Origin of the sequence: Stappia sp. (assembly GCF_048261845.1) — a bacterium.
Classification (GTDB): Bacteria; Pseudomonadota; Alphaproteobacteria; order Rhizobiales; family Stappiaceae; genus Stappia.
In genome coordinates this window covers 1-21,788 of the sequence record NZ_JBLXFR010000060.1, presented here as the reverse complement: position 1 = coordinate 21,788, position 21,788 = coordinate 1, and the positions used below count along the sequence as shown (strand labels likewise).

Here is a 21,788-nt window from a genome sequence, read left to right as displayed (position 1 = left end):
TCGAAGAGCTCGACCCCGAGCTGTGCCTCCAGATTGCCGATGGCGTGGCTCACCGCCGACTGGACCCGGCCAAGCCGGGCCGCCGCCGCACGGAAGCTTCCGGTCTCCGCCACGGCGGTGAAGACCCGCATCTGGTCAAGGGTCAGGGCGTCGATCATGATCGACTTCTTAGATCAGGTTGAGCTAATTTTCCTCAGTTACATCGATATGTCCAGCCTGTCATCAGTGTTGCCGGCGGCGAACCGCCGATTGCAGCAGTGAGACAGGAGACGGCCATGACACGGGTTCTGGTGCTTTACTATTCCTCCTACGGCCACGTCGCGACGATGGCGCAGGCGGTTGTCGAAGGGGTCAGGGAGACGGGTGCCGAGACAACGCTTCGCCGCGTGCCGGAGCTGGTGCCCGAGGCGGTCGCGCGCAAGTCGGGCTATGTGCTCGACCAGGAGGCCCCGGTGGCCAGCGTCGCGGAACTCGCCGAGCATGATGCGGTGATTTTCGGTACGCCGACCCGGTTCGGCAACATGGCAAGCCAGATGAAGAATTTTCTCGACCAGGCCGGCGGCCTTTGGGCGAGCGATGCGCTGGTCGGCAAGCTGGCCAGCGTCTTCACCTCCACCGGCAGCCAGCATGGCGGCCAGGAAAGCACGATCCTTTCCACCCATGTGGTGTTGATGCATCTGGGCATGATCGTCGTCGGACTGCCCTACACGTTCAAGGGGCAGATGCGGATGGACGAGATCACCGGCTGTTCGCCTTATGGCGCCTCGACGCTGGCCGATGACGGCGAGGGCGGAGACCGCAGCCCGAGCGCCAACGAGCTGGCGGGCGCACGGTTCCAGGGCGCGCATGTCGCCCGGCTTGCCACGGAGCTGCGCCTTGGCCGGGCGCGGCAGGCAGACGAGGCGGCACAGTGAGCCTTGCCCGCACGCGCGGCGATGCGGACCTGTGGTCGCCGATCCTGCTTGTCGTTGCCGCCGGGGTCGCCTCCGCCATTCAGGTCGGCAAGGCGCCGGCGGTGCTGTCCGCGATCCAGGCCGATCTCGGCCTGTCGCTTGCGGCCGTCGCCTGGCTGATGTCGGCCTTCGCAGTGACCGGGGCGCTCGCCGGCCTGCCGGTCGGGTTCCTTGCCGATCGTATCGGGGCGAAACGGATGGTTGTTGCCGGTTTGCTGCTGCAGGCGGCGGGATCGCTGCTCGGGGCGCTTGCCGGCGGCACCTCGGCGCTGGTCGCGACGCGCTTCCTCGAGGGGGCGGGCTTTCTTGCGGTGATTGTCGCGGCGCCGGCGCTGGTGGCGGCGATCGCGCCCGAACGGCTTCGGGACCGGGCGATGGCGCTGTGGGCGACCTTCATGCCGGCGGGGCTGACACTCGCGCTGCTGTCGGGGGCGCTTGCCGGGGTGCTTGGCTGGCGCGGCCTTTGGGGCGCGAACGCGGCGCTGCTCCTGCTTGCCGCGGCCTGCCTTGGCGCCGGGCTTCGCCTGGCCGCGATGCCGGAAAGGCGGGAGCGGGCGCCGACGCCTTCCGTCGGTGTCGCGCTGCGGGCATCCGGCCCCTGGGTGCTTGCGGGCCTGTTCTGCGCCTTCACGGCGGCCTTCTTCTGCGCCTTCACCTTCCTGCCGGCCTATCTTTCGGGGCGCTTCGGCATGGGGGCAGGGGAGGCCGGTGTCGCAAGTGCCCTGGCGGTCGCCGCAAGCGGTGTCGGCAATCTCGCCTGCGGCAAGCTGCTGAGCGGCGGCATGGGCACGCGCCGGCTGCTTGTCCTGGGCTTCGGCGTCATGGCCGCGAGCGGGGCCGTGATGTTCGCACCCTTCATATCCGCACCGTTTGCCCTGTCGCTTTCCATGATCTTCGCCTTTGCCGGCGGCCTCGTTCCCGTCGTCATTTTCGATGCCGCGCCGCGTCTGGCGCCACAGGGGCAGGTCGGGGCGACTCTCGGGCTTGCCATGCAGGGCAGCAATGTCGGGCTGCTCGTCGGCCCCGCCATTGGCGGCATGGTCGCCGAAACGTGGGGCTGGCCCGTTCTCGCGTTGCCTCTGCTCGGAATCGCGCTGGCGGCGCTCGGCATCGTCGCGTTGGCGAGGCGGATCTGAAAGCCGCCCCGGCGTGGTCGCGGCGTCGCGGTTCCATGTTGCGCTCGGGCCTGCTATCGATCGGGTCTTGCGCACCATCCGCCGCAATCGGCCGGTCCCTGCCCGTCAGGGTTCGGCCGAACCGGCAAGAGCCGGCCGGCGGGACCCATTCAGGCGAAGGCCATGCTGTCAGACGATTTGTCCCGATGCGTCGTTCTCAACATCGTCGTGGCTGCCCGCACGCTGCTGCGCCGCTATGATGCGAGGCTGAAGCCCTACGGCGTTACCGTTCAGCAATTCGCCCTGCTGGGCGCGTTGCGGGCCTATCCGTGCGCGCCGGTCGCGGTGCTGGCCGAGCGGATCGTGCTCGACCGCACCAGCCTGACCCGCAATCTCGACCTCATGGAGCGCAAGGGCCTGGTGCGGCGGGTTGCAGCGGCGGGGAACCTCCGCCTGTGCGAGCTCACCGGGAAGGGCGAGGCCCTGCTGGAGGAACTCATTCCGCAATGGCAGGCGTCGAAAGCGGATCTCCTTCACGGGATCAGCGACGAGGACGCCGACACGTTCTTCAAGGTGGTTCGGCACATCGCGCGCGACTGACGCGCGGTTGCGGTTTCCGCTGCGGCGAGCGGAACCGGAACGGCCGGCGCGGCGCAGGCGAAGGGATTGAACCGGGCGCCGTATGTGTATATGCACAGTGTAGATGCACATAAGGAGCCGTCATGTCTGAACCCATCGTTGTCACCGGACTGGGCGCGGTATCGCCCCTGGGCTCCGGCGTTCCGGCCCCCTGGGAGCGGCTGATCGCCGGCAGGAGCGGCGTCGGTCAGAACACGCGTTTTGATACGCAGGGCTGGAAGTGCCGCATCGCGGGCCTCGTTCCGGGCCGTGAGGACGATCCGGACGGCTTCGATCCCGAGACGGCGATGGACCCGCGCGAGTTGCGCCGCACGGATCTTTTCATTCACTACGCAATGGCCGCCGCGCGCGAGGCGCTCGGTCAGGCCGGCTGGCAGCCGGAGGACCGGCAAGAGCGGCTGCGCACGGCGACTGTCATCGGCACCGGCGTTGGCGGCGTGCCGGCGATCACGGCGGCGAGCGAGATTGTCCGCACAGCCGGCGTGCGCCGCCTGTCGCCCTTCGTGGTGCCGTCCTTCCTGCCGAACCTTGCCAGTGGCCAGGTCTCCATCCGCTTCGGGTTCCACGGCCCATCCGGCGCGCCCGTCACCGCCTGCGCCGCCTCCGCCCAGGCGATTGGCGATGCCATGCGGATGATCCGCTGCGGGGAGGCCGACATCGCGCTGTGCGGCGGTGCCGAGGCCTGCGTCGACCCGGTGGCGATCGGCGGGTTCACCGCTGCCAAGGCGTTGTCCTTTGGCTTCAACGACACGCCGGAGAGCGCCTCCAGGCCCTTCGATGCCGGCCATGACGGCTTCGTGCTGTCGGAAGGGGCGGCGATGCTGGTGATCGAGCGGTTGAGCCATGCCGAGCGGCGCGGCGCGGTGCCGCTGGCGGTCCTGTCGGGTTATGGCACCACCACGGACGCGCATCATGTTACCGCCGGCTGGCCGGACGGGCGCGAGGCGGCGCGGGCGATGGAGCTGGCGCTGGCATCGGCGAAGCTCGATGCGTCGGCGATCGGCTATGTCAACGCGCATGCGACCTCGACGCCGGTCGGCGATGCGGCGGAACTTGCGGCGCTTGAACGGGTGTTCGGCACTGGCGGAGGCGGTGTGCCGGTCAGCTCGACCAAGTCCGCGACCGGTCACATGCTGGGCGCGGCGGGCGCGATGGAAGCGGTCTTCTCGATCCTCGCGCTCGCGCAGCAGGTGTTGCCGCCCGGGCTGAATATCGCGGAACCAATGCCCGGGGCCGAGCGTTTCGACCTTGTCGGCAGCGCCTCGCGCCCGGCGTCGGTGGATCACGTCTTGTCCAATGCCTTTGGCTTCGGCGGCGTCAACGCGGCGCTGGTGTTCAGCCGGTTCACCTGAACCGGGTGGGGCTCCCGGGCTTTCGCCGCCCCCTGAGCGGCGGGCCGGGCAAGGGGGCACATGGGCGGCCGGCAAGACGCACCTGCAGAAAGGAGCCGGAGATGCCGTCATCCTCCCGCGACGCGATCCTCTACCGCATGGTGACGGACGATCACGTCTGTCCCTTCGGCCTCAAGTCGCTCGACCTGCTGAAACGCGAGGGCTTCTCGGTCGACGACCGCCCGCTGACGACACGCGCCGAAACAGATGCCTTCATGGCCGAGCAGGGTGTCGAGACCACGCCTCAGACCTTCATCGGCGGCACCCGGGTTGGCGGCTATGACGCGTTGCTGGACTATTTCGGCAGGGCCGGCGACGACGATGCCTCCGGCGTCAGCTATGTCCCGGTGATCGCGGTCTTCGCCATGTCGGCGCTGATGGCGCTGGCGGCCGCCTGGGCCGCCTTCGGCACCGTCCTGACGCTGCGAAGCGCGGAATGGTTCGTCGCCATCGCCATGTGCATGCTGGCGATGCTCAAGCTGCGCGACGTCGAGGGCTTCTCCAACATGTTCCTCGGCTACGACCTTCTGGCCCGGCGCTGGGTCCGCTACGCCTATCTTTATCCGTTCGGCGAGGCACTGGCCGGCATCCTGATGCTGGCCGGCGCGGCCCTCTGGCTGGCCGTTCCCGTTGCCTTCGTGATCGGGAGCATTGGCGCGGCCTCCGTGTTCAAGGCGGTCTATCTCGACCGGCGCGAACTGACCTGCGCCTGTGTCGGCGGCGACAGCAAGGTGCCGCTCGGCTTCGTTTCCCTGACGGAAAACCTGATGATGGTCGCCATGGCCATCTGGATGGTGACGGGCCGCCAGATGGCGGGCTGACCGCTGCGCCGGCAGCGGCGAGTGATTTTTTCTGCCCGCGATGTCACAGGTGGGGATCGAGGATCGTCATATCAGGGACACCTGCTTCGTTCCTCATCCTCAAGGAGATTGTTTCGTGACCATCGCCAGCACACCGTCGTCTGCCTTCGCGCTTTCCAATCCCGCCGGTCTTTATGATCCTTCCGCCAACGGCTATTCGCATCTCGCGGTCCTGGCCGCCGGCGCCAGGATTGTCTGTGTCGCCGGGCAGGGCGGGGAGACCGAGACCGGCGCGCTTGACGCCGACTTCCGCACCCAGGTGCGCCAGGCCTTCGCCAATCTGCGCATCGCGCTGGAGGCGGGCGGTGCGGGCACCGCCGACGTCTTCAAGCTGACGGTGCTCATCGTCGACCACACGATGGAACGGCTCGTCATCTTCGGCGAGGAACTGGGACGCGCCTTCGGTCCCGGCATGAAGCCGGCCTGCACGCTCATTCCCGTTCCCTGCCTTGCGCTCGAGGGCATGCTGTTCGAGGTCGAGGCGCTGGCGGCCGTTGCCGGCTAGCGTGCCGCAAGCCGGGCATGGGCGCCGACCGGAAAGGTGCCCATGCCGGCGATCTTCGGCGGTACGGCGGAGAAGCGAAACCCCTCGACGGGAAGCGCGGCGAGCCCTGTCAGGTGCTCGACGATCGGGATCCCGGCGCCGAGCAGCACCGTATGCACCGGCCGTGTTCCGCCGGCCGTGTCGTCGATGTTGAGGCTGTCGATGCCGACCAGCAGCGCGCCCTGGTCGCGCAGGTAGAGCGCCGCCTTTTCCGTCAGGAAGGGATGGCCCTCGAAATAACGCTCGCTGCCCCAGTTGCGGTCCCAGCCGGTGTGGACGAGAACCGCGTGGCCGCGACACTCGACCGGCACGAAATGATGCCAGTCGATGGCACGCGTCGCCGTTCCCTCGACCCGCACTAGCACGGCGGGAAGGTCGGCGCAGCGCTCCAGCGGCAGCCCGGCGAGGTCGTGGCCCTCGGGATAGCGATGAAACGGCACGTCGATATAGGTGCCGGTGTTGCCGACCATGTCGATGCGGCCGATCTGGAACTCGGTGCCCGGGGCGTAGGCTTGCCGCGAGGCCTCCCGCGACAGGTGATCGCAGACCAGCGGCGCCGGCAGTCCCTTGTAGGTCACCATGCCGGCCTCGATCACATGGCTGAGGTCGACGAGCCGGTCCCCGCGCGCGGTGATGTGCCCCTGGTCGATGGCGGGACCGGTATCATCGCCCTTGCGCTTGTGCGCCTCCTCGATGATATGCTTGTTGAGGATGCGGGCCTCGCCGACCATCAGCAGGCGCATGTCGCGGATGATGTAGGCGGCCAGTTCCTCGTCGCCGATGTCATCGCCCTTGATGTCGAGGCGGAAGCCCTGTCCCTGGATGCCGCCGCCGTTTGAAAAGGCGATGTCGAAGTCGAAGCAGACGCGCTTCTCGCTCATGTTCCATTCCCCCCGTTTTGTGCCGCCGCCTGTCTGGCGCGGAATTTCCTCACCTTTGCCCTGTTGCCGCAGCCCTTTGCGGAGGAGCACCAGAGCCTTTTTCCCGGCCGTGACGTGTCGAGGAACATCATCCGGCATTCCGGGCATTGCCTGAGCCGCTGCCGCAGGGGATCGACGAAGAGGGGGAGCGCGTCGGCGGCAAGATGGGACAGCGCCGCTCGGACCGGATCTCCGGCGCTGTTGACGATCCGTCCGCCGACCAGTTGCGGCCTTGGCGGTGTGGCCGAGGCCGCAAGGTTGACGAGGGCAAGGTCGGCGGCGGGGAGGTCCTCGCCCGCGATCACCGCCAGGGCGCAGCGATGGATCGCCTCGCGCAGGGCGCGGGTCTCGTCGAGGTCCTTTTGGCTCGCCGTGCCACCGGGCCCGGACGAAAGCCCGGCGGCGGAAAGCCAGGCACCGAGTGCGGCCGGGTCGGGCAGGCGTTCGGTCGCCGCGCCGCCGGCCTGGTCGCCGCCCCGGTTCCCGAGCGTGTCGACGAGGCAGAGCGCCGGACTGCCGGCGATGAATTCGAAGGGGTGCCTGATAGTCATGTAACCTGTTTAACAGGTGTCAAAAGATGCGGCAAGCGGCCCGCCATCCGTGATGCGGGACCGCGCATGGCCTTGAGACGGAAAAGCTGAAGGAGGCCGGGATGGATCGTTTCGTTGTTGTTTCCGGGTGTTCGGGAGGGGGAAAGTCGACGCTGGTCGCGGAACTGGCGCGGCGCGGACATGCAACGGTCACTGAGCCCGGCCGGCGGATTGTCGCCCGGGAGAGTGCCTCGGGCGGTGCGGCATTGCCCTGGGTGGACCTTGCCGCTTTTGCGCGGGCCGCCATCGCGATGGCGCTGGCCGATCGCGCGGCCTTGATGACGGGGGAGGATCCAGCGTTCGGCGCTGGCCCGGTCTTTTTCGATCGCGGGCTGATCGATGCGGCGGCGGCACTGGAGCATGCGACCGGCGAAAAGGTCCTGGCGCCCCTTGCCGCGGTGCATCGCTACAATCCGCTGGTCTTCATGACGCCGCCCTGGCCGGAGATCTACGCGCAGGATCCCGAGCGGCGACATGGCTTTCAGGACGCGCTGGCCGAGTATGAGCGTCTTCTGGCCGCCTACCCGGCGCAGGGCTACGAGGTCGTGCCGGTGCCCCGGACCTCCGTCACGGCACGGGCCGATTTCATTCTGGAGAGGCTGGGGCTTTAGGGCATGACTTCATGCAAGTATCGGACACCGACAGGGTCGGCGCCAAGAGGGCGGCCCTTCCGGGGGGCTGAAGCCCGTTGATGCACGCTCATGCCGCGCTCTCGGCCTGGCTGCCGATACAGTATCACAGGCCGTGCCTACACTCTGTCGGAGTGTTCCGCCGCATCGTGACTTGCGCGAGCTGCCTCGACATCCGGCAACCGCCGCGCGATCCAGCCCGTAAGCCCGTCCATTACCTCGACGAGCTCCGCGCCGACCTTCGTGAGTGAATAGCTCACCTTCGGCGGGACCGTTGGCTCCACATGGCGCGCGAGCAGCCCGTCGCGCCGCAGCGCCTTGAGATTGTGGGAAAGCACCCGTTCGCTGATGCCCTCGACCCGGTTGCGCAGTTCGAAGAAGCGCAAGGGACCGTTCCGCAAGCTCCACAGGATCAGCAGGCTCCAGCGTCCGGTGATCGTCTCGAACAGGGTTCGCCCGGGGCACTCGGCATTGAGGGGGTCGTCCGTGGCCTGACGGCTTGCGTCACGACTTACTTTCATGTCTGTCCCCGATTTTGATAGCCGTACTTCTTATGTGTAAGCAGCTTACTTATTATTAGCTCATCTGAAACCAGCACACCAGCAACAAGGAGGCTGTCACATGCCCGACAGGCTGAGGATTGCCGTTCTCTATGGCAGTGCCCGCGAAGGCCGTTTTTGCGGAAAGGTCGGTGACTGGCTGATGCGCGGACTGCGGGGGATGTCGCAATTCGAGATCGATCTGATCGACCCTCTCGAACTCGACCTACCGGTGCGCTTGGAAGCGGAAGAGGGCGCAACCGTAAAGGCCTATCTGCGCCGCATCGATGCCGCGGACGGGTTCATCGTCGTCACGCCGGAGTACAATCACGGTTATACGGCGGATCTCAAATACCTGATCGACAACGCTCGTGCGGAATGGAAGCGAAAGCCGGTCGGCTTTGTTTCATATGGCGGGGTGGCAGGTGGCCTGCGTGCGGTCGAGCAGCTTCGTCTGGTGTTCGCCGAGTTGCATGCCGTCGGCTTGCGCGATGGTGTCAGCTTTGCCAATCCGTGGAACTGTCTTGACGAGAACGGTGTGCTTGCTGACACGCAAGCCTCGGCAAAGGCGCTGGCTCTGATGATGGACGAGATGAACTGGTGGGCCGGCGCACTGAAACGCGCGCGCGGCGCAGAGCCGGGTACACGCACCGATTTCGGCGAAACGGGAGACGGCACACCCGGCGATACCTGGACGTTGGTCAACAGCTTCCTCCCCCATGCCGGACGGACCGGGGAATTTCTGGCCCTGCAACTGGCAGAGACACGGGAGATGTGGGCCGAGGCGGCGGGCGCCGGCTGGCTTGGCAATGAGGTGTATGTGGCTCGCGATGGTGATGAGGTCGTCGTTGTCACCCGCTTTGCCAGTCGCGCCGCGCAAGAGGCGTTCGCGGCGAGCAAGAGCTTCGCCCGGCACCGGACGCGAATAGCACCGTTGCTCAAGGATGTCCGCTCGACGCCGGTCCGGCTCGTCGCTCGCCACGTCGGCGCCGGCTGACCTCAGAGCTCAGCGGCGATCACCTTGCCGCATTCCTGCGTCGAGAGCGTACCGCCAAGGTCGGCGGTGCGGCCCGAGGGCTTTTCCAGAACCCGTTCCATCGCCGCGACGATGGCGGCGGCCGCTTCGCGCTCGCCGAAATGGTCGAGCATCATCGCCGCCGTCCAGATCTGGCCGACCGGATTGGCGATGCCCTTGCCGGCGATGTCGGGAGCCGAGCCGTGCACCGGCTCGAACAGGGACGGGTGCTCGCCCGTCGGGTTGATGTTGGCCGAGGGTGCGATGCCGATCGTGCCGGTGCAGGCCGGGCCGAGATCGGACAGGATGTCGCCGAAAAGGTTGGAGGCGACGACCACGTCGAAGCGGTCGGGATTGAGCACGAAATGGGCTGCCAGCGCGTCGATATGATACTTGTCGCGGCGCACGTCCGGATAGTCGGCGCCCATCGCCTCCACCCGTTCGTCCCAGTAAGGCATGGTGATGGCAATGCCGTTCGACTTGGTCGCCGAGGTCAGGTGCTTCTTCTCCCGCGATTGCGCCAGGTCGAACGCGTAGCGCAGGATGCGGTCGACGCCGACCCGCGTCATCACCGTCTCCTGGATCACCACCTCGCGCTCGGTGCCCTCGAAGGCGCGTCCGCCGACGGAGGAGTATTCTCCTTCCGTGTTCTCGCGCACCACGTAGAAGTCGATCTCGCCCGGCTTGCGGCCGGCCAGCGGCGAGGGCACGCCCGGCATCAGCCGCACGGGGCGCAGGTTCACATACTGGTCGAAGCGGCGGCGGAACTGCAGCAGCGAACCCCAGAGCGAGATATGGTCCGGCACCTTTTCCGGCCAGCCGACGGCGCCGAAGAAGATGCCGTCATAGCGGCTCAGCGTCTCGAACCAGTCGTCGGGCAGCATCTTGCCGTGCTTGAGGAAATAGTCGCAGGAGGAAAAGTCGAACCAGTCCAACGAGAAGTCGAGGCCGAAGCGCCCGATCGCCGCTTCCAGGACGCGCACGCCCTCCGGCATCACCTCGGTGCCGATGCCGTCGCCCGGGATGACGGCGATGCGGCGGGCGGTGTTGGAAAGGCTCATGCGGATCTCCGGGGTTTTGGCGTTGCCCGGTCGGGTGCGCGTGCGTGGCGGAAAGCGACGCGGCGCGACCCGGACGGCCAGGGACAGAAAGACAGGCTCGGACCGACCGGCGGTCTCATTCGCCGCGCATGTTCGCGCCGGCCGCGTGCGATTTCAAGAGGCGCCGGCCGGGCATAGGCCCGGCCTATGGCCCGGGGGGATGACGCGGCAAGACGCAACGACGCAGGCGTTCGGATGTCGGTCGACCTGAACGAGGCCGCTCAGAAATCGTCCAGCCGCAGTCGTGTTGCCAGATAGTCGACAAGCGCGCGCGTTTTCGCGGGGGGCAGCCGGTTCTCCTGCCACAGCACATGGATCGGCACCGGTGTCGGCTCGAATTCCTCCAGCACCAACCGGACGTCTCCCGCTTCCAGCAGATGCCCGATCTGCCAGAGCGGCGAATAGCCAAGGCCGAGCCCCGCTTTCACGGCGGAGTAGATTGCCGTCATGGTGTTGGAGCGAAACCGGCCACGAACCTTGATCGAACGGACCTTGCCGTCGACCCTGAAGGTCCATTTGCCAGGGTGCGTATCGACGGTCCTGACAAGGCAGGAATGCCGGCGCAGGTCTTCCGGACGTTCCGGCCGTCCGTGCCGGGCGAAATAGGACGGCGCCCCGAAGACGACACGCCGCAACGCGCCGAGGCGCTTTCCCTGCAAACCGGAATCGGGCAGGTCGGCGATGCGGATGACAAGGTCGAGCCCCTCGGCAGCAAGGTCGGTGAAGGCATCCGAAAGCTGGAGCTCCACCTCGACCTGCGGGAAATCCTGCATGAACGCGGCGATGACCGGAACCAGGAAATCCGGGCCAAAGAGCACGGGAGCCCCGATCCGCAGAACGCCGGCCGGTTCGATGCGACGCTCGGACACCTCGCGCCGGGCCTCCTGAATTTCCGAAAGGGCAGGCTTCACCCTCAGAAAGAATGCGTGCCCCGCCTCGCTGAGGCTGGAGTGGCGCGTGGTGCGATGAATGAGCTCGATGCCGATATCGGCTTCCAGCGTGGCCAGGGACCGGCTGACGGCCTGAAGCGAGCGTTCAAGCTGGCGGGCGGCCTCCGTCAGGCTGCCGAATTCCGCCACCGCGATGAACGCTTCCAGATCCTCGATACGTCCCATTTTTCTCTCGAAGTTCGTGATTAAGAATCAAAAATAGCATCAATTGTTCCCGTCAACGAGAGAATTTATCTTGTCGCAAGTACCCGATATTCCTGAAAGGAAACGCAATGGGAAACGCGATACCCACAATCCTTGTGGTGGGCGCCACCGGCAAATTCGCCAGTCTCGTCGTCCCCGAACTGCTTGGCAGGGGCGTGACCGTGCGCGCGCTGGTTCAAGGCGAGGCACGGGGGGCTGTCGCCCGCTCCCTCGGGGTCACGCAGGTCGCGATAGGGGATCTTCGGAACCCCGACAGTCTCGCCAGGGCCGTTCAGGGCGTCGACGGGGTCTTTCATATCGGTCCCGCCTTCGCGCCGGATGAGGCGGCGCTCGGTGTTGCGCTGGTCGAGGCAGCGGAGCGCGCCGGCGTGCGGAAACTCGTGTTCTCGTCGGTTATCCAGCCGACCAACACGCGCCTCAGGAACCATGCGAGCAAGATACCGGTCGAGGACGCCCTCTACTCGTCCGGGCTGGAATACACCGTCCTGCATCCGGCCAATTTCATGCAGAACATCGCGATGGCCTGGCCCGCGATCATCGGGCACGGCGGCTTCGGCGAACCTTTCCCCAAGGAGGCCAGGATCGCGCGGGTGGACTATCGGGATGTGGCGGAGGTCGCGGCGATCGCGCTGACCGGGAACCGCCTGGCCTTCGCCACGCTCGAGCTTTGCGCCGGAATGTCGAGCCGTATCGATGTCGTCGAGGCCCTGTCCGAAGAACTCGGGCGCCCGGTGGAGGCTTTGGAACCCGGTTTTGCGGAATGGGCGGCGGCGGCGCGACTGCCTTACAACGGACATCAGCTGCAGATGTTGGCGAAGGTTCACGACCACTACCGGCAGCATGGTCTTGGCGGCAACAGCCTGTCGCTGAAGGCCGCTCTCGGGCGCGATCCCCGGTCCTTGCGCGACTACATACGGGACCTGGTGCAGGAAAAGACGTCCGCCGGGCACGACAATCGGCGGGAGGTTCGACATGCATAGGCATCGACATGGATCGTCCTGGCGGAAGCTTCCGCCCCGCTATGCGCGTCTCCTGATGCCGCTGGTTCTCTCGGTGTTCATGTCGGCCCTTGTCTCGGCAGTGGCGACGGTTGCAAGTGTCGGGCCGGGAGCGGCCTTTGCCGCCCATTGGCCCGGAGCCTGGGGCATGTCGTGGGTGGCCGCGTTTCCGGCGCTTCTCCTTGCGATGCCGCTCGCACGCCGGCTGGTTGCCCTGGTCGCCGCCGAGCAGTGCCGACCGGGCGAGTGCGACCCTGCCGCGTGGTGGTGGCCGCGCTCGCCCGGCGGGAGACCGGCGCACCCCGCCCGGTATTGAACGGCACGGCCGATCGGTCCTACAAGGACGGGGCAGAACATCCGGAAGGCATCCGACAGCAATGCAGCAGTTTGTCTTTCTTCTTCGCGCGGTCAATGTGGGCGGCACCGGAACGCTGCCGATGGCGGAACTGCGCGCGATGGCCGGCCGCTCCACCTTGACGATCCCGGCGACGGCGGCCGGCACGGCACGCAACATGAACACCGTGGCAAAGCTTGCCGAAATGGCGTGCAGGACGTGAGGCCGGGCGTCCTGCACCGGGGTGAAGGGAGGGCTGCCGGATGAGCGGTCCCGGTGATGCCCTGCCGGAGCGGGACGGATTGCGGGCGGCCTTTGCCGCAGCCCTGCGCCGCGAGCGCGACCTTGCCGGGGTGTCGGCGAGCGAGCTGGCCCGCCGCGCCGGGCTTGCCAAGTCGACGCTCTCGCAACTGGAGGCGGGGCAGGGGAATCCCGGCATCGAGACCTTGTGGGCACTTGCGAATGCGCTCGCCATTCCCGTCGGCCGGCTGCTGGAAGTGTCGCGACCCGAGATCGAGGTGATCCGCGCCGGCGAGGGGGGCGGCGTGCGCTCCGACCATGCCGACTATGTCGCAAGGCTGCTGTCCGCCGCTCCGACAGCGGCACGGCGCGACATCTACATGATCGAGGCCGAGCCCGGCGAGCCGCACCGCTCCGTGGCCCATGCGCCGGGCACGCGGGAGCATGTGGTCCTGCTTGCCGGGCGGGCGCGGGTCGGGCCGCGAGGAAGCGAGGTAGAGCTGTCGGCCGGCGACTACATCGCCTATCCGGCGGATGTCGCGCATGTCTTCGAGGCGCTGGTGCCCGGCACCCGGGCGGTGCTGCTCATCGAATACCGCTAGGCGTTCCGTCCCGGCAATCGCTCCTCGACCGCGTGGCGCAAGGCGGCGCGGGCGAGCAAGCGGGTCGAATCGAGCACCGGCAGAGGCGCATTCTTCTCGTTGATCAGCAGCGGGATCTCCGTGCAGCCGAGCACCACGGCGTCGCAGCCGTCATCCCCCATCCGCGCCATGATCCGCTGGAATGCGCGCTCCGCATCACTCGTGAAACGGCCATAGACAAGGTCGTCCATGATGATCCGGTTCATCTCCTCGCGCTCGTCCGGTGTCGGCAGGGTGAGGGCGATGTCGCGCCGGCCGAGTGCTTCGCGGTAGACATCGCTCTCCACCAGCCAGCGCGTTCCCGTCAGCCCGAGATGCCGGAAGCCGTGGCGGAGGGCTTCGTCCGCCACCACTTCGGCGATGTGCAGGAACGGCAAGGGCAGCGTGCCGGGAAGGTGCGGCAGTGCCTGGTGGATGGTGTTGTCCGGGCAGACGAGAAACTCGGCGCCGGCGCTGGCCAGCCGGTCCGCCGTTTCCAGCATCAGGGCGCCGACACCTGCCAGGTTCCCCGCCTCGAGATGGCGGACATAGTCGGCGAGCGAGGGCATGTGGAGGCTGACCGGCGGGTTGCCGTGCGGGCCGAGAAGCTCCGCCGCTTCGGCGCAGATGGTGCGGTAACACTCGGCGGCGCCTTCCGCCGAGCAGGCCATGATGCCGATGTGAAGGGGCATGGGGATCGTCCGTTGTGGTGAAACAATGTTCATTATATCGAACGACGTTCAACGATCAACCGGCGGGCCGCGGTGGCTTGCCCCGAAACCAGTCGATGAAGGCGCGCAACTTCGCCGGCTGCATGTCGCGTGAGGGAAAGTAGATGTGGAACCGCTGCGGCTCCGGCTCGAAGTCGTCGAGCAGCGACACAAGCCGCCCGTCGGCAAGTTCCGGCTCCTCGTCGATGCGGAAGCGCTGGGCGATGCCCAGCCCCTCCCGCGTGGCGAGCGCGAAATGGGCGTTGTCGTCGAGCACCATCGCGGCCGGCGGGTCGATCTGAATCGTTTGCTCGCCCCGGCGAAAGATCAGAGGCTCCAGCCGGCCGCTGCCGGGATAGCGATAGCGGATCACCCTGTGGCCGGCGAGGTCCTCCGGCGTCTGCGGGCATCCTGCCTTGGCGAGGTAGAGGGGGCTGGCCAGCAGCGACCGACGCAGCGGCGGGCCGATGGGCACGGAGATCATGTCCTGCTCGAGCGAGCCGCGAAACCGGATTCCGGCATCGAAATCGTCCCGCACGATGTCGGTCAGGCGTTCGTCGGTCGACAATTCAAGCCGGATGCCGGGATAGGCGCGCACGAAGCCGCCCAGATGCGGGACGACGCAAAACTCGGCCGCAAGCCGTGAGAGCGTGATCCTCAGCGTGCCGGAGACAGGGCCCCCCGTGTCGCGGACATGGTCCAGTGCGCCGTCCAGCGCGGCAAGCGGGGCATCGATCGCCGCGAGAAACTGGCGACCGCGCTCGGTCAGCCGGACGCTGCGGCTGTTGCGGTCGAAGAGGCGGGCGCCGATCCGCCGTTCGAGCTGGCGGATCGTCTGCGACACCGCCGAAGCGGAAACGCCGAGCCGCCCTGCCGCGGCGGTAAAGCCGCCGGTGAGCGCAACGGCCCGGAAGACGGGCAGGGCGGAGAGTATGGCGGCATCCATCGTTAAGCTGCCCTTCAAGATGCTTTCAGTCACACCTCCTTTATCGTGAATGATCCCGAGGGTTAAGTCAGCATCGTTCCTGCAACCCGGTCGGGTTCGCAGGCATGGCCTTGGAGGGAAGCATGAACATGATCGAAGCGGCAGCGGGTGCGGATATGGCAAGAGCGCTGGATGCGGCCATCGACAGCGCGCTTGCGGAGCGGCGCATCGTCGGCTGCGTCTCGCTGGTCGCCGAAAGGGGGCAGGTGGTCTATCGGAGCGCCGCGGGCCTCGCCGACCGGGAGGCCGGTCTGCCGATGACGGTGGACACGCCGTTCCGCCTTGCCTCGGTGAGCAAGCCGTTCACCACGGCGGCGGCTCTGCGGCTGATGTCGGACGGGCGGTTGTCGCCCGACGATCCGGTCGAACGCTGGCTGCCGGCATTCCTGCCGAAGCTTGCCAATGGCGCATCTGCAAGGATCACCATCGGCCATCTTCTCGCGCACATGGCCGGTCTCGACTACCGCTTTTCCCAGCCGCCAGGGGGCGCGTATGCCGCCGCCGGAGTGTCCGACGGGCTCGACGAAGCGGGACCGGATCTGGCCGACAATCTTGCAAGGATCGCGTCCGTGCCGCTCGACATGGAGCCGGGCACCGCCTGGCGGTATTCGGTCGCCACGGATGTTCTCGGTGCGGTGGTCGAAGCGGCGGCGGGCCAGCCGCTGGACGAGGCGATGGAAACGCTGGTCACCGGGCCGCTTGGTCTTGGCGCCCGCTTTCACGCCGATCCGGCGACGCTCGCGGTTCCCTATTTTGACGAGCGCCCCGAGCCACGCCGCATGGACGGTGTCGTAGAGGTGCCGCTGCCCGAGGGGTTCGGCTCGGCCGTGCGTTTCGATCCTGCGCGCATTGCGGCGCCATCCGCCTTTTTCTCCGGCGGTGCGGGAATGGCTGGCCGGGCCGGCGACGTCCTGACACTGCTCGAGGCCCTGCGCAGCGGCGCCTTTCTCGACGCCGGCTGGCGCGAGGCAGCCCGGCGACCCCGGGTGGGCGCCGAAGCCATGGCCCAGGGACCGGGCTGGGGATATTCCTGGACCGGTGCCATCCTGCTCGATCCGGTGGCGGCCGGCTCAAGTCTTTCAGAAGGAGCCGTGTCCTGGGGCGGGGTCTACGGTCACTGGTGGTGTATCGACCACGCCCGCGAACGGGTCACGGTGCTGCTTACCAACACCGCCTATGAAGGCATGATCGGACGCCTTGCTCAGGATGTCGGGGCAGCTGCCGCAATGGCTTGACCTCGCCCGCTCACATCTCGTCGCGCAGGTCTTCGGCGAGGAAGTCGACGAAGGCGCGCACCTTGGGCAGCAGGTAGCGGCGCGAGGGATAGACGGCATAGACCTGCGTCACCACCGGGTCCCAGTCGTCCAGAACGGTTTCCAGCCGACCGGCGGCGATGTCGTCCTGCACATAGAGACGGGGGATCAGGCTCACCCCGAAGCCGGCGCGCAGGGCGTCGCGGATGGCAAGGCTCGATGTCACCTTGTAGCGCCCCGTGACCTGCACCTTCTGCGTGTCGCCGTCGCGGGTGAACTGCCATTCGCTGGCATGGCCGGAAAGCGAGAACTGCACGCAGTCGTGGCGGCTGAGATCCATCGGCGTTTCCGGGCGCCCGTTCGCATCGAAATAGGCGGGCGCCGCGCACACCACATGGCGCAGGGACATGATGCGACGGGCGACGAGGCTGGAATCCTCCAGCCTGTCGCTGCCCCTGATCGCAAGGTCATAGCCCTCCTTGACGATGTCGATGCGCCGGTCGTCGAGATTCAGGTCGAGCGAAAGGTCCGGATAGGCCTCCATGAAACGGATAACGGCACCCGAGAAGCGGACCAGCGACAGGCTCATCGGCGCACTGACGCGCAGCAAGCCGCTCGGGCGGTGGGCGAGAGGCTGCATCGAGCCGTCCGCATCTTCCAGATCGTCCAGAATGCGGCTCACCTGCTGGTAGTAGCGGGCCCCCGCCTCGGTCAGGCTCATGCGCCGGGTGGTCCGGTTCAGCAGGCGCACGCCCAGATGCGCCTCCAGTTCCCCGACATTCTTGCTGACGGCGGCCGGGGACAGGCGAAGCTTGCGGGCCGCGGCGGCAAAGGCGCCTGCCTCCACCACCTGGCGAAAGACCCGAAGAGCGGTCAGCTTGTCCATGATCATTCACTCTTGGTTGTGAGTGACGCAATGATAGTGGTGATTATTCTCTTGTGCGACATGAATTATCTCAAGGTCCAGCGGGGACCACTCCGCCATTCGCGTCACCGCCCGCCTCAATGCGCCGGGCCAGCCGAAAGGATCGGGATCATGACCATGCATGTCTCCTCAAGCGAAATCATCGCGGCGATTAAAAGCCGGGTCTCCACCAACCTCTACGATCCGTCGCGGACCCTGACGCGCACGCAGATCGAGGACCTCGTCGCCCTCGCGACGCGCGCACCCAGCGCCTACAACCTGCAGAACTGGCGTTTCGTCGCCGTCTCCAGCGCGGAAGGCAAGGCCCGCCTCCAGGCGGCCTCCTTCGGCCAGGCCAAGGTCGGGGATGCAGCCGTCACCTTCATCCTGGTCGGCAAGCTGCCCTCGCATGAGGGGCTCGCTGCCCGGTTGCAGCCGTCCGTGGATGCCGGCTACATGCCGCAATCCGTGGCCGATGGCTGGGTCGAGGCGGTTGCGGGTTCCTACGGGGGCGATGCGCTCAAGAGCCGCGACGAGGCGGTGCGTTCGGCGACATTCGCCGCCGCCTTCCTGGTCTTCGCCGCCCATGCGCGGGGGCTGGCAAGCGGCGCGATGGTCGGCTTCGAGCCGGAACGGGTGTCGCGCGAGTTCGGTCTGGCGGCGGACGAAATCCCGGTCATGCTCATGACTGTCGGATATGCTGCACCAGGCAACTGGCCGCAAAAGCCGCGCGTGCCGGCCGGCGAGGTGATCGCCCACGCCTGACCGGTACCCTGCTACACCCTTGCCCGAATCCGCCCCCGCGCGTCCGACCCTGCCGGTCGAGGCGCCGGGTCGCCCGGGAAAGCACCTGCCGGAAGGTTCCCGACAGGTTCCATCCGTTCCTGCCCGAGGGGGCCTTGCCATGACACGCCTGACAGACCTGTTTCTGACCGCGCTTGCGCCGATTGTCTGGGGCAGCACCTATATCGTCACCACCGAGCTGCTGCCGCCCGGCCATCCGGTCTTCGTGTCCGCCGCGCGCGTGCTGCCCGCCGGCCTGCTGCTCCTTCTGCTCGTGCGGCAGGTGCCGCGCGGCGTGTGGATCTGGCGCTCGCTGGCGCTGGGCCTGCTCAACTTCGCCATCTTCATGGTGCTGCTCTTCGTTGCCGCCTACCGGCTGCCCGGCGGCATCGCCGCGACGGTCGGCGCCGTGCAGCCGCTGATCGTCATTTTTGTCGCCGCCGCGCTGCTCGGCACGGTGATCCGTCCGCTCGCCGTCGCCGCCGCTCTTGCGGGCCTTGGCGGCGTCGCGCTGCTGGTGCTGCGGCACGGTGCGGCGCTCGACATGATCGGCATCGCCGCCGCCCTTGGCGGTGCCGTCTCCATGGCTTTTGGCGTGGTGCTCAGCCGTCGTTGGCAGCCGCCCGTCTCGCCGCTGACCTTCGCTGCCTGGCAGCTGACGGCGGGCGGGTTGCTGCTGGTGCCGATGGCCTTCGTGATGGAGCCGCTGCCGCCGGTTCCGGATGCGCGCAACCTGACAGGCTTCCTCTATATGGGCCTCTCCAGCGCGCTCACCTATGTGCTGTGGTTTCGCGGCATCTCGCGACTGGAGCCCTCCGCCGTCTCCTCGCTGGGCTTCCTCAGTCCGACGACGGCGGTGTTGCTTGGCTGGGTTCTGCTCGGCCAGGCGCTGTCGCCGGCCCAGCTCGGCGGCGTCGCCATCGTTCTGGCCAGTGTCTGGCTCGCCCAGCGGGCGGCGCGGCAGCCGGCTCCGGGCAAGGCGGGGACGGGTTTGCCGGCCGGGCTTCGGGAAGGCCGCGCGCGCCATCCGTGATTGCCGCAATTCGGGTGATGACGTAACGTTTTCCGGCCGCCTTGCGAACGGAATCGCGGTGCGGCGCGGCCGGGCAGATACGCCGCGGGGACGGGCCCCCCGGCGAGAACCTTCCCACGCGAGAGCATGCAACTGGAAGAGGGGAACAGCATGGGCAGCCTTGCCACTCGATTTTTTGCAACCGGCGCCTTCTTTGCGCTGCTGGGAATGGTCTGGGGCATTCAGATGTCGGCCACGAACGATCACACGATGGGTCCGGTACATGGCCATCTCAACCTGATCGGGTTCGTCAGCATGTCGATCTTCGGCGGGTTCTACGCCCTCTCGCCGGGCATTGCCGCCCTGCCCATCGCGCGTGTCCACTACTGGTTGAGCGTGCTGGCGGTCGTGGTTCTCGTGCCGGGCATCTACATGGCGCTTTCGGGAACCGGTGAGGTGCTTGCGCAGGCAGGTTCGCTGCTGTCCGTCCTGACCATGGCGCTGTTCCTGTTCATCGTCCTGCGTTCGGGACGGCGCGGAACCGATTGAGAATCGCGCGAGGGGGCTTCATTCACCCCTCGCGGCGTCCTCCTCGCGCTCGAACTGGACGCCGAGTTCGGTTGCCGTACGCCAGCGTACGATGGCCACTTCGCGGATGTCCTCGTTGACGATGCGCAGCTCGAAACGGTCGGGAATGTGGACGGTGCTCGGCAGTTTCAGCAGGGCGCCGTCCGCGGACAGGTTTCGAACCCGGCAGTCATGGACCGCCGAGTGATCGTCCGGCACGATCTTGCCGCTCTTGAGCGTGCGGTGGCGCGGGCTGCTGCGCCGATCACGGTCCGTCATCTCGTCCCTGCCTCTTCAAGCAAGCGGAATATGCCCTTAACGGAAGTGATTCTCCAAGCTGCTTGCGGCCGCAGCGGGGCGGCAGCCCGGTTTTGGGTGCAAAGGTTCAGCCGCGGCCGGCACAGGCGATGCACAGCGACGCGGCGGGATCGACGGCGAGACGGCGCGGGGCGATCCCTTCTCCGCATTCCAGGCACTCCCCGTAGGTGCCGGTGTCGAGGCGTTGCAGCGCGGCCGCGATCCGGCCGAGCTCGGCCGTCCGCTGGCGCTCGTTGGCCAGAGCCATCGCCTGGCCCTGGATGGCGTCCATCCGCGACAACCGGCCGACGGACTGCTGATCGAGTTGTACCACGCCGCGTGCCTCCCGCGCTGTTTCCGACAGGGCCTCGAGTTCCTCCCTGCGCGCAACAAGCCGGGCGCGAGCCGTCGCTTCGTCGGTCATCTGCTGCTCCGTCATCCGGCTGTGATCTCCTGGCGACCACAGTCTCGCGGGTGCCGGCCCGTGTTGCAAGGCGCGGCCTGGCCTGCGTCGCCGGCTTGACCGGATGCCGGTAAACCGGTCAAGTCGCGCGGTGACTTTGAGGGAGAATCTGTTGCCATGACCTTGCTCGTGCTCGGCCTGGTCGCCTTTCTGGGCGTCCACATGTTGCCCATCCTGACCGGCGTGCGGACACGCCTTCGCACCCGTCTTGGCGAGAAGGGCTACAAGGGCCTGTTCACGGTCCTGTCGCTCGCCGGCTTCGCCCTGCTGATCTACGGCTACGGGGTGGCGCGCGCGCAAGGCCCGGCCATCCTCTACGATCCGCCGCTGTGGATGCGCCACGTCACCCTGTTGCTGATGGTGCCGGTCTTTGTCCTGCTCGTCGCCTCCAATGCGCCGGCGGGACGCATCAAGGCGGCGACGAAGCATCCGACGATCCTGGCGGTGAAGATCTGGGCGCTGGCGCATCTGCTCGCCAATGGCGACGCCGCCTCGGTGCTGCTTTTCGCGGCGTTCCTGGGCTGGGCCGTTCTCGACCGGATCTCGCTGAAGCGGCGGGGCGATGCCGGCGGCGCGCCGGGCGCGCAGCTCTCGATGAGCGGCGATGTGGTGTCCGTCGTGGCCGGGCTTGGCCTCTATGTCGCCTTTGTCCTGTATCTGCACGAGTGGCTGATCGGCGTTTCGCTCGTCTGAGCGCCCGCCCGCCCGGGTGACTGCCTCACTTGCGCCACGAAGACGCGCAAGGGGAGGGGTGGCCATCGCCTGCACGGGCCGTTTGCCAGTGCAGGGTCAAATGGATATGGTGGCGCCGCGCCGGCCGGGAGGCCGGCCGCGATCCACGTCAAGTTTCAGGAAATTGCAGCGTATGTCGGACATTTTTCGCGAAGTCGACGAGGAGATCAGGCACGAGCGCTTCAAGCGCCTGTGGGATCGGTTCGGTCCCTATCTGATCGCGCTTGCGGTCCTGATTGTCGTCGGCACCGCCGCCTATCGCGGCTGGCTCTACTGGCGCGAGACGGAAGCCCAGGCATCCGGTGACATTTTCATCAGCGCGACGCGCCTTGCCGAGGACGGCAAGTTCGCGGAAGCCGAGGCGCGTCTGGCGGAGCTTGCCGGCGCGCAGGGCGGGCGTCCGGGGCTCGCCGGGATGCGCGCCGCCGCCCCGGAGGGGGG

The 21,788-nt window shown here is 67.3% G+C and carries 28 protein-coding genes and 1 pseudogene; 18 read left to right on the top strand and 11 right to left on the bottom strand.

The genetic code is table 11. From position 1 onward, the window contains the following. The coding region (locus ACN0T5_RS18125; protein WP_417770023.1) for a helix-turn-helix domain-containing protein at positions 1-158 on the bottom strand (158 nt) is incomplete at its 3' end. Positions 159-275: 117 nt separating this feature from the next. On the opposite strand from ACN0T5_RS18125, the gene wrbA reads away from it, so the two are divergent. From wrbA to ACN0T5_RS18095, 6 genes are all read left to right on the top strand, one after another. Then, positions 276-914, top strand: coding sequence for an NAD(P)H:quinone oxidoreductase (gene wrbA / locus ACN0T5_RS18120; protein ID WP_417770022.1), 639 nt, complete (start codon positions 276-278; stop codon positions 912-914). Further along, positions 911-2,089 carry an MFS transporter gene (locus ACN0T5_RS18115; RefSeq protein WP_417770021.1) on the top strand — a complete coding sequence of 393 codons (1,179 nt, stop codon included), beginning with the start codon at positions 911-913 and terminating at the stop codon, positions 2,087-2,089. Before wrbA ends, ACN0T5_RS18115 begins: the two co-directional genes overlap by 4 nt. 162 nt (positions 2,090-2,251) lie before the next feature. After that, positions 2,252-2,668 (top strand): MarR family winged helix-turn-helix transcriptional regulator, encoded by a 417-nt coding sequence (locus ACN0T5_RS18110; RefSeq protein WP_417770020.1) that lies wholly within the window; start codon positions 2,252-2,254, stop codon positions 2,666-2,668. Between the two features lie 122 nt (positions 2,669-2,790). Then, entirely contained in the window at positions 2,791-4,059 is a 1,269-nt protein-coding gene (gene fabF, locus ACN0T5_RS18105; RefSeq protein ID WP_417770019.1) for a beta-ketoacyl-ACP synthase II, read from the top strand. Positions 4,060-4,160: 101 nt separating this feature from the next. After that, positions 4,161-4,919, top strand: coding sequence for a MauE/DoxX family redox-associated membrane protein (locus ACN0T5_RS18100; protein WP_417770018.1), 759 nt, complete (start codon positions 4,161-4,163; stop codon positions 4,917-4,919). Positions 4,920-5,034: 115 nt separating this feature from the next. Beyond that, positions 5,035-5,463, top strand: coding sequence for a RidA family protein (locus ACN0T5_RS18095; RefSeq protein ID WP_417770017.1), 429 nt, complete (start codon positions 5,035-5,037; stop codon positions 5,461-5,463). Here the strand turns inward: ACN0T5_RS18095 and ACN0T5_RS18090 are convergent. Beyond that, the gene (locus ACN0T5_RS18090; protein WP_417770016.1) at positions 5,460-6,383 is read right to left on the bottom strand and encodes a cyclase family protein; all 924 of its coding nucleotides are present in this window, start codon (positions 6,381-6,383) and stop codon (positions 5,460-5,462) included. The two genes, ACN0T5_RS18095 and ACN0T5_RS18090, sit on opposite strands and share 4 nt — an antisense overlap. Continuing rightward, on the bottom strand, positions 6,380-6,973 hold the full coding sequence (locus ACN0T5_RS18085; RefSeq protein WP_417770015.1) for a CGNR zinc finger domain-containing protein: 594 nt from the start codon (positions 6,971-6,973) through the stop codon (positions 6,380-6,382). The genes ACN0T5_RS18090 and ACN0T5_RS18085 overlap by 4 nt, the downstream gene beginning before the upstream one ends. 101 nt (positions 6,974-7,074) lie before the next feature. Here ACN0T5_RS18085 and ACN0T5_RS18080 point away from each other — a divergent pair, with 101 nt between their 5' ends. Further along, positions 7,075-7,623 (top strand): AAA family ATPase, encoded by a 549-nt coding sequence (locus ACN0T5_RS18080; RefSeq protein ID WP_417770014.1) that lies wholly within the window; start codon positions 7,075-7,077, stop codon positions 7,621-7,623. Between the two features lie 137 nt (positions 7,624-7,760). Here the strand turns inward: ACN0T5_RS18080 and ACN0T5_RS18075 are convergent, their stop codons facing one another. After that, positions 7,761-8,162, bottom strand: a complete 402-nt coding sequence (locus tag ACN0T5_RS18075) for a winged helix-turn-helix transcriptional regulator (RefSeq protein WP_417770013.1) — start codon at positions 8,160-8,162, stop codon at positions 7,761-7,763. A gap of 100 nt (positions 8,163-8,262) precedes the next feature. Here ACN0T5_RS18075 and ACN0T5_RS18070 point away from each other — a divergent pair, with 100 nt between their 5' ends. Beyond that, complete coding sequence (locus ACN0T5_RS18070; protein ID WP_417770012.1) at positions 8,263-9,177, top strand: NAD(P)H-dependent oxidoreductase; 915 nt, start codon at positions 8,263-8,265, stop codon at positions 9,175-9,177. Between the two features lie 2 nt (positions 9,178-9,179). On the opposite strand, the gene ACN0T5_RS18065 is transcribed toward ACN0T5_RS18070, so the two are convergent. Then, the gene (locus ACN0T5_RS18065) at positions 9,180-10,256 is read right to left on the bottom strand and encodes a tartrate dehydrogenase (protein WP_417770011.1); all 1,077 of its coding nucleotides are present in this window, start codon (positions 10,254-10,256) and stop codon (positions 9,180-9,182) included. 260 nt (positions 10,257-10,516) lie between these two features. Beyond that, a complete protein-coding gene (locus ACN0T5_RS18060; RefSeq protein WP_417770010.1) occupies positions 10,517-11,410 on the bottom strand; it encodes a LysR family transcriptional regulator in 894 nt (297 codons plus the stop codon). Positions 11,411-11,517: 107 nt separating this feature from the next. On the opposite strand from ACN0T5_RS18060, the gene ACN0T5_RS18055 reads away from it, so the two are divergent. The 4 genes and pseudogenes from ACN0T5_RS18055 to ACN0T5_RS18040 all read left to right on the top strand — a co-directional run bounded on the left by ACN0T5_RS18055 (position 11,518) and on the right by ACN0T5_RS18040 (position 13,623). Beyond that, a complete protein-coding gene (locus ACN0T5_RS18055) occupies positions 11,518-12,429 on the top strand; it encodes an NmrA/HSCARG family protein (RefSeq protein ID WP_417770009.1) in 912 nt (303 codons plus the stop codon). Next, entirely contained in the window at positions 12,422-12,763 is a 342-nt protein-coding gene (locus ACN0T5_RS18050; RefSeq protein WP_417770008.1) for a DUF2798 domain-containing protein, read from the top strand. The genes ACN0T5_RS18055 and ACN0T5_RS18050 overlap by 8 nt, the downstream gene beginning before the upstream one ends. Before the next feature lie 61 nt (positions 12,764-12,824). After that, a pseudogene (locus ACN0T5_RS18045) lies at positions 12,825-12,905 on the top strand (DUF1697 domain-containing protein); the annotation flags it as partial. A 139-nt stretch (positions 12,906-13,044) separates the two neighbouring features. Beyond that, positions 13,045-13,623 carry a helix-turn-helix domain-containing protein gene (locus ACN0T5_RS18040; RefSeq protein ID WP_417770007.1) on the top strand — a complete coding sequence of 193 codons (579 nt, stop codon included), beginning with the start codon at positions 13,045-13,047 and terminating at the stop codon, positions 13,621-13,623. Here ACN0T5_RS18040 and ACN0T5_RS18035 read toward each other — a convergent pair. Beyond that, on the bottom strand, positions 13,620-14,333 hold the full coding sequence (locus tag ACN0T5_RS18035; protein ID WP_417770006.1) for an aspartate/glutamate racemase family protein: 714 nt from the start codon (positions 14,331-14,333) through the stop codon (positions 13,620-13,622). The two genes, ACN0T5_RS18040 and ACN0T5_RS18035, sit on opposite strands and share 4 nt — an antisense overlap. Positions 14,334-14,388: 55 nt before the next feature. Next, positions 14,389-15,330: a LysR substrate-binding domain-containing protein gene (locus tag ACN0T5_RS18030; RefSeq protein WP_417770005.1), complete on the bottom strand. Its 942-nt coding sequence runs from the start codon at positions 15,328-15,330 to the stop codon at positions 14,389-14,391. Between the two features lie 89 nt (positions 15,331-15,419). Here ACN0T5_RS18030 and ACN0T5_RS18025 point away from each other — a divergent pair, with 89 nt between their 5' ends. Beyond that, positions 15,420-16,571 (top strand): serine hydrolase domain-containing protein, encoded by a 1,152-nt coding sequence (locus tag ACN0T5_RS18025; RefSeq protein ID WP_417770004.1) that lies wholly within the window; start codon positions 15,420-15,422, stop codon positions 16,569-16,571. A gap of 10 nt (positions 16,572-16,581) precedes the next feature. On the opposite strand, the gene ACN0T5_RS18020 is transcribed toward ACN0T5_RS18025, so the two are convergent. Then, a complete protein-coding gene (locus ACN0T5_RS18020; RefSeq protein ID WP_417770003.1) occupies positions 16,582-17,475 on the bottom strand; it encodes a LysR family transcriptional regulator in 894 nt (297 codons plus the stop codon). A 150-nt stretch (positions 17,476-17,625) separates the two neighbouring features. On the opposite strand from ACN0T5_RS18020, the gene ACN0T5_RS18015 reads away from it, so the two are divergent. The 3 genes from ACN0T5_RS18015 (at position 17,626) to ACN0T5_RS18005 (ending at position 19,837) form a co-directional block, all read left to right on the top strand. Then, on the top strand, positions 17,626-18,258 hold the full coding sequence (locus ACN0T5_RS18015; RefSeq protein ID WP_417770002.1) for a nitroreductase family protein: 633 nt from the start codon (positions 17,626-17,628) through the stop codon (positions 18,256-18,258). 139 nt (positions 18,259-18,397) lie between these two features. Next, entirely contained in the window at positions 18,398-19,309 is a 912-nt protein-coding gene (locus ACN0T5_RS18010; protein ID WP_417770001.1) for an EamA family transporter, read from the top strand. A gap of 150 nt (positions 19,310-19,459) precedes the next feature. Then, a complete protein-coding gene (locus ACN0T5_RS18005) occupies positions 19,460-19,837 on the top strand; it encodes a hypothetical protein (protein ID WP_417770000.1) in 378 nt (125 codons plus the stop codon). Between the two features lie 18 nt (positions 19,838-19,855). Here ACN0T5_RS18005 and ACN0T5_RS18000 read toward each other — a convergent pair whose 3' ends face one another. Then, on the bottom strand, positions 19,856-20,134 hold the full coding sequence (locus tag ACN0T5_RS18000) for a PilZ domain-containing protein (RefSeq protein ID WP_417769999.1): 279 nt from the start codon (positions 20,132-20,134) through the stop codon (positions 19,856-19,858). A gap of 106 nt (positions 20,135-20,240) precedes the next feature. Next, on the bottom strand, positions 20,241-20,591 hold the full coding sequence (locus tag ACN0T5_RS17995) for a TraR/DksA family transcriptional regulator (protein ID WP_417769998.1): 351 nt from the start codon (positions 20,589-20,591) through the stop codon (positions 20,241-20,243). Positions 20,592-20,732: 141 nt separating this feature from the next. Between ACN0T5_RS17995 and ACN0T5_RS17990 the strand changes: the two genes are divergently transcribed. After that, a complete protein-coding gene (locus tag ACN0T5_RS17990) occupies positions 20,733-21,308 on the top strand; it encodes an NnrU family protein (RefSeq protein ID WP_417769997.1) in 576 nt (191 codons plus the stop codon). A gap of 172 nt (positions 21,309-21,480) precedes the next feature. Next, a partial coding sequence (locus ACN0T5_RS17985) for a tetratricopeptide repeat protein (protein ID WP_417769996.1) occupies positions 21,481-21,788 on the top strand: 308 nt, incomplete at its 3' end.